Origin of the sequence: Succinimonas sp. (genome assembly GCF_045225735.1) — a bacterium.
Classification (GTDB): Bacteria; Pseudomonadota; Gammaproteobacteria; order Enterobacterales; family Succinivibrionaceae; genus Succinimonas.
In genome coordinates this window covers 1-4911 of record NZ_JBGVBR010000062.1, presented here as the reverse complement: position 1 = coordinate 4911, position 4911 = coordinate 1, and the positions used below count along the sequence as shown (strand labels likewise).

Annotated in this window: 7 protein-coding genes; all 7 read right to left on the bottom strand. The window is 55.7% G+C overall.

Annotated elements, in window-relative coordinates:
* Positions 1-109: 109 nt before the first annotated feature.
* Positions 110-538 (bottom strand): hypothetical protein, encoded by a 429-nt coding sequence (locus tag ACJROR_RS02210; protein WP_406545671.1) that lies wholly within the window; start codon positions 536-538, stop codon positions 110-112.
* Positions 539-583: 45 nt separating this feature from the next.
* Positions 584-871, bottom strand: coding sequence for a hypothetical protein (locus ACJROR_RS02205; protein WP_406038485.1), 288 nt, complete (start codon positions 869-871; stop codon positions 584-586).
* Positions 872-915: 44 nt separating this feature from the next.
* Positions 916-1848 carry a hypothetical protein gene (locus tag ACJROR_RS02200; protein WP_406545670.1) on the bottom strand — a complete coding sequence of 311 codons (933 nt, stop codon included), beginning with the start codon at positions 1846-1848 and terminating at the stop codon, positions 916-918.
* A gap of 421 nt (positions 1849-2269) precedes the next feature.
* Positions 2270-2701, bottom strand: a complete 432-nt coding sequence (locus ACJROR_RS02195) for a hypothetical protein (RefSeq protein WP_406545669.1) — start codon at positions 2699-2701, stop codon at positions 2270-2272.
* Positions 2702-2762: 61 nt separating this feature from the next.
* Positions 2763-3695: a hypothetical protein gene (locus tag ACJROR_RS02190; RefSeq protein ID WP_406545668.1), complete on the bottom strand. Its 933-nt coding sequence runs from the start codon at positions 3693-3695 to the stop codon at positions 2763-2765.
* Positions 3696-3742: 47 nt separating this feature from the next.
* Positions 3743-4141: a YkgJ family cysteine cluster protein gene (locus tag ACJROR_RS02185; protein WP_406545667.1), complete on the bottom strand. Its 399-nt coding sequence runs from the start codon at positions 4139-4141 to the stop codon at positions 3743-3745.
* 282 nt (positions 4142-4423) lie between these two features.
* Positions 4424-4621, bottom strand: coding sequence for a hypothetical protein (locus ACJROR_RS02180; RefSeq protein ID WP_406545666.1), 198 nt, complete (start codon positions 4619-4621; stop codon positions 4424-4426).
* Positions 4622-4911 lie beyond the last annotated feature (290 nt).

The window sequence follows — 4911 nt, the reverse complement described above, 5'->3', positions numbered from 1 at the left end:
CAATTTTCCAGGGACTGTTCTCTCAGCATTCATATTTTATTCAGAGCTTCTGTTTCGGAGATCCCGGGATCCTTCATTCCCGCTTCCCCGGCAAGACGATCCTGAGATCTCAGAAGTCGTCATCCGGTTCGTCACGGTTATAGCCGATGCCCCGCATGCCGCTCAGGGGTGATTTGTGATAAACGCCGTTGGCAAAGCTCAGAATATCCCGGGCGGCATTTTCGTTACGCTGGCCGAGAGCCTTGTCAAGGCTGTCAAAGGCGCGATCAATAACATGACGGCGTTCGGCAAAGACTTCTTCCGTATATTTGCAGAAGCTGTCTTGCTGAGCCCGGAGCCTGGCGATTCTCTCGTCTGCTCCGCTCCGGATTTCCGCGCGGCGGGTTTTCTCGGTCTCGCGGGTTTTATAGCAATCAGCGGCAGCGCTGACGACCGTGCCGATACCCTCGGAAATGGCATCAAAGGATCCGCCGGGACGGCGTTCCCTGAGGGGTTTTTCCGAAAAATCATTGTCAAAACCATCAAATAAGTCTTTCATTTCAATCTCCTTATGTTTGCGTAAAAAGTGATTCCCGCCGGTGTCCTAGGGCACCCAGAGGGTTTCCCGGACGGGCATCATGGTTCTCAGATGATTGCGATACATCTGATCCGAAACCGCCACAAAATTCCGGAAGCTTTCCAGAAATTCGCTGATGCCCTCCCTTACGACATCAGGAACCTCTTTCTCTTCGGAAAGCTGCTGCTCCAGATCCTCGGCATCCCGCAAAATGAGCACGAAGTTATCCCCCCGGGGACAGCGGCACTCCTCCTTAACCAAGGATCTGTACCACCACAGCTTGCTGACAATCTGGAAAGCTCTGTCTGCGTCCATAATTTACCTCCGCCTTCTCGCCGGTTTTTCGTGTCCCCCGGCCCTTATTGCAGCCCCAGTCTGAGACAGTCGCTCATCCGGGCTTTGATATCGGGAAGCGCCCGGCAGTCCCGGCCCAGAACGGGAACATCAAGGGCGGCCTTAAGCCCCTTCCCGATAATAAGCATTCTCCGAAAGGCCTCTCTGTCCCGCATGGTGCTGACCCGATATCTGTCAAAATAATCCCGAAGCCGGCAGATAACGCTGCCCTGCTCCGCCGCTGCTTCGCGGATGGCCTTAAGCTGGACTCTTATGAAATCTGTTCTGGCGCAGATTTCCTCTACGTTTTTCTCATAAGCATAGGCATTGGTAAGATTCTCTTCGGCCCGGCCGGCGGCCCGGAAGCCCGCCGCGGCCAGAGCCGGCCCCAGCACGAGACTGCCGAGAAGGAGAGAAGAACCTGCAGAAGCGGCTCCCCCGCTCAGAATGGCCAGGGAAGACCTGCTGGCAGCGCTGCCGGAAAGAGACAAAACCAGCCGGCCGGCGTTCAGAGTACCCAAAATCCCGGTGGCACCGTAGACCGCAAAAGCCCCCTTTGCTGCAGCGCCGGCCCCGTCGGCCAGAAACTGACGCATATCAAGGGACTTCACGGCCATATTCTCGCAATAATTAAGTTCCCTGATGGCAAAGCTCTCCCGGAAGCCGCGAAGCTCGCTCCGGAATTTTTTATGCATGAGAACAAGATGCCGGATCTGGTTCCCGAAGACATGAGCCTTCAGGGAGCCGAGATCGGTAAGAACCCTCTGAGTTTTGCCGCGAACCTGTTCCAGATGCTCCATGGCGGCGTTGTAATTGCTTTTGGCTCTTGCGGTGACGGAATTGGCGCGGTCGTTGGTGTCCATGGCCTCTTTAACCTTGAATATGGCAACTATGGCACCGCCGGCAGCGATTATTGCCGGAATAGCAGCGGGAATCGCGGGAATTAAGAAAAAAGGCATGGCATCCTCCTGAGCATAAAAGAGTTCTCATGGCGCGAAATCCGGGAAACTTCAGGTTTTCAGGTTCCGGAACTGCGTTCTCCTTAAGTGTAGATCTCCGGAAAGGATCTTCCGGAAATAAAAAGTGCAGCTTTTTCCGCCCCCTCTTCCGAAGCCTTTTTTTCTTTCGGAACCTTTGCCTCTTTCGGATCCTTTCCCCTTCCCTGAGAAAGCTGACGGCTGGCAAAAAAAGGCGGAAAACACGTTCCGCCCAAAATGCCAGTTCTGAAGCCGGGGTTTTACAGCTTTCACCGGCATTGCTGCCGGAATGAACTGGCTAAACACCCCCCGTATTCCGATATGCCGTTCCGGACTCTTCATGGCCCGCTTTGCCCGACAATCCGCTGCTGCAAAAACCGCCCTTCCCCCAAATGCCGGGGCATCAGATCTCAATACTCTCAACCCGCGGATCATCTACGTCTTTCATGATCTGCCGCACATCATTAAGCGGAGATTTTTTCATAATCTCCTCGATGGAGGACATGGCGCGGCAGGCGAGCTCAGGCTGGTTCTCCCTGAGAGCGCGTTCCAGCACGGCGAAGTTTCCGTCAATGACATGGCGGCGTTCCCGGAAGGCCTGATCCAGATAGGTCTTGATGACGTCAGTCTGAGCTCTGATCCTCTCAATGGCCACGTCCCGCTCCGCGCGGATATACTCCCGGCGGGTGATTTCAGCCTCGCAGGTTTTGCGGTAATCGCAAAAGGCCTTTATCAGATCCGAGCTTGCGGAAACCAAAGCTCCGGTCGCCCCCGCAGCCTTCCCCGCTGCCTTGCCGGCCGTCTTAGCGGCTCCCAGTATCACTTCCTTGCCCATATATTGATTGCTCCCTTGCTGTTAATTTCAAAATCCCGGCGTCCCGCGGACTCCCTGTCCCTCAAAACTCCAGAAGGCCGCTGTAGGTCGCTCTGATGTTGGGTATTGCCGACCCGTCCTTCCGGATGACCGGGAGATCCAGGATCGCCTTAAGCTTCTTCCCGATAAGCATCATCTTCTCGAAGGATTCTCTGTCCTTCATGTCGTAAACCTTGTAACGGTTAAAAAGCTCCGCCATCCTGCAGATAACCCCGGCCAGTTCGTCGCAATTTGCCCGGATGCCGGAAAGCTCCGTCCGAATTCTTTCCATCTGCACGCAGGCCTGATCCACCTGGCTTTCATAATCCTTGGCATTGGAAAGATTCTCCTCGGAGCGGCCGGCTGCCCAGAAGCCCGCAATGGCAAGAATCGGAGCCAAGGCGATTCCCCCCAGAGCCACCATGCCGCCGGCCATGCCAAAGCCGCCGGCAGCCAGAGAGCCGCCTCCCAGCCAGGCCAAAGTGGCATTAGTGGCCGCCGCTCCCGAAAGAGCGCTGATGGCGGTACCGGTGGAGGCAGTGGCAAAGGCTCCCACAGCTCCGTAGGCTCCGAGAGCGGTCAGGCCTCCGGAAACAGCGGCGGAAGCTCCGGACGAAACCGCCTGGGAAAGAGTGACAGACTGCGCCACCATCTTCTCGCACTTCCGGAGATCCTCCACGGTAAAGGACTCGTTATAGCCTTTAAGCCGGCTGTGGAATTTCTTGTGCATGCTCACGAGATGCTTAATCTGATGGGAAAATACCTCGGCCTTCAGCTTGCCCAGAGCCGCCAGGCGTTCCCCGGTGCCCTTGCGATCGTTCTCCAGGGCCTCGCTGGCTCTTTTGTAATTATCCTTTGACCGCTCAACAATTCTCTCAGCCTTGCTGTTGTTGTTATGAGCATCAATGGCCTTAGCGCCGCCCACGGCTCCGATAACGGCGGCCGCGCCCCAAAGTATAATTGCAGGAATTGGCATATGAATCTCCTCAGTACTTAAACAAAAAAATCGTCACCATTGCGCCTTCAGGAAGCCCCGCTGTCCGAAGCGGTCTCGCCGCCGGCTTCCCCGTGCTGCTTCAGGGCCCAGAGCTCCCTGAGCTTCCGGCAGCCCTCACGGGTCAGCCGAAGATACTCCTCGTAAGACAGGCCGGCGCCGTAGGTCTGATACCCCTCGCGCACCCGGCATTTATCCGGTCTCTTGTCATAAATGGTACAGAGCCCAGCCATCTGATCCAGATACCGGCAGGTGCCCGTGCCGTCATCAAGATCGTCATACAGGCCGCCGAACACCCGGAGAGAACGGCAGCAGACGGAACACCGGGAGCAATGAAATTCAGTGTTTTCAGGTGTTATGCCGTCTTGCCGGCTTTCTTCTCTGCCGCCAGCCGTTTTATCAGCTGCGGCCGTAACGCCTTCAGTCATAATGCCCTGCTCCTTTTCCGGCATGTTCCCCGTGGTGCGTAAATGCCTTTCAAGCACTTGACGCTTTCTGACACTTGCTCATACCCATTTTAAAACTGCGTCCGTCCGTCTTATGGAAAGCAGAAAAATGCTGTAGCGGAAGGTGAGTAAGATCCCAAATGAGTTTGCAAAAATACAACGCGCTTCAAATAACCGGCCCCTGCCAGAGATCCGGAAAAATCACCGGCGGCTTTTTGGGAAAACCAGGCACCGGGGAGGCGAATCCGGCGCTGGCTTTTCCTGTCAGTCGTTATGGGTCAGTATCCAGATAATCGCTGCTCCGATCATATTCTGCTCCTTGTATGCAATAGTCTCACAAATCCCGGGAGCGCCCCGGGGATTCCTGATAAAAACGCTTACCACTTCCAGGGAGAAGGAACAATAGGAGGAAGACGCGGTTTGGGAATGCCCGGTATTATCAGGCAGATGAATCCGACACACGCATTTCCTGCGGCAGCGGCGGCGTTACTGATATTCCCGATGTTTCTCAATGCTGGTCATAATGTGCTCCTTCTTAGCTGTTTATGGTAGATCTGGGGCTTCCGGACTCGGGAACAAAAAAGTGCAATGTTCCCAGTCCTTATGCCGCCCCCGGAATTCCAGCCTGCCATTTAATCAAAGAGGCTGGAAAGCCCGAGACAGGATGCAATGCCGCCAACGACAGCTCCCGCAGCGGTGCCGATGCCCGGACAGATGGCGGTGCCGATGGCGGCTCCTGCCCAGGCTCCGCC

Coding starts and splice junctions, on each gene's coding strand:
- ACJROR_RS02210 (WP_406545671.1), bottom strand. CDS start 538: ATGAAAGACTTATTTGATGGTTTTGACAATGATTTTTCGGAAAAACCC.
- ACJROR_RS02205 (WP_406038485.1), bottom strand. CDS start 871: ATGGACGCAGACAGAGCTTTCCAGATTGTCAGCAAGCTGTGGTGGTAC.
- ACJROR_RS02200 (WP_406545670.1), bottom strand. CDS start 1,848: ATGCCTTTTTTCTTAATTCCCGCGATTCCCGCTGCTATTCCGGCAATA.
- ACJROR_RS02195 (WP_406545669.1), bottom strand. CDS start 2,701: ATGGGCAAGGAAGTGATACTGGGAGCCGCTAAGACGGCCGGCAAGGCA.
- ACJROR_RS02190 (WP_406545668.1), bottom strand. CDS start 3,695: ATGCCAATTCCTGCAATTATACTTTGGGGCGCGGCCGCCGTTATCGGA.
- ACJROR_RS02185 (WP_406545667.1), bottom strand. CDS start 4,141: ATGACTGAAGGCGTTACGGCCGCAGCTGATAAAACGGCTGGCGGCAGA.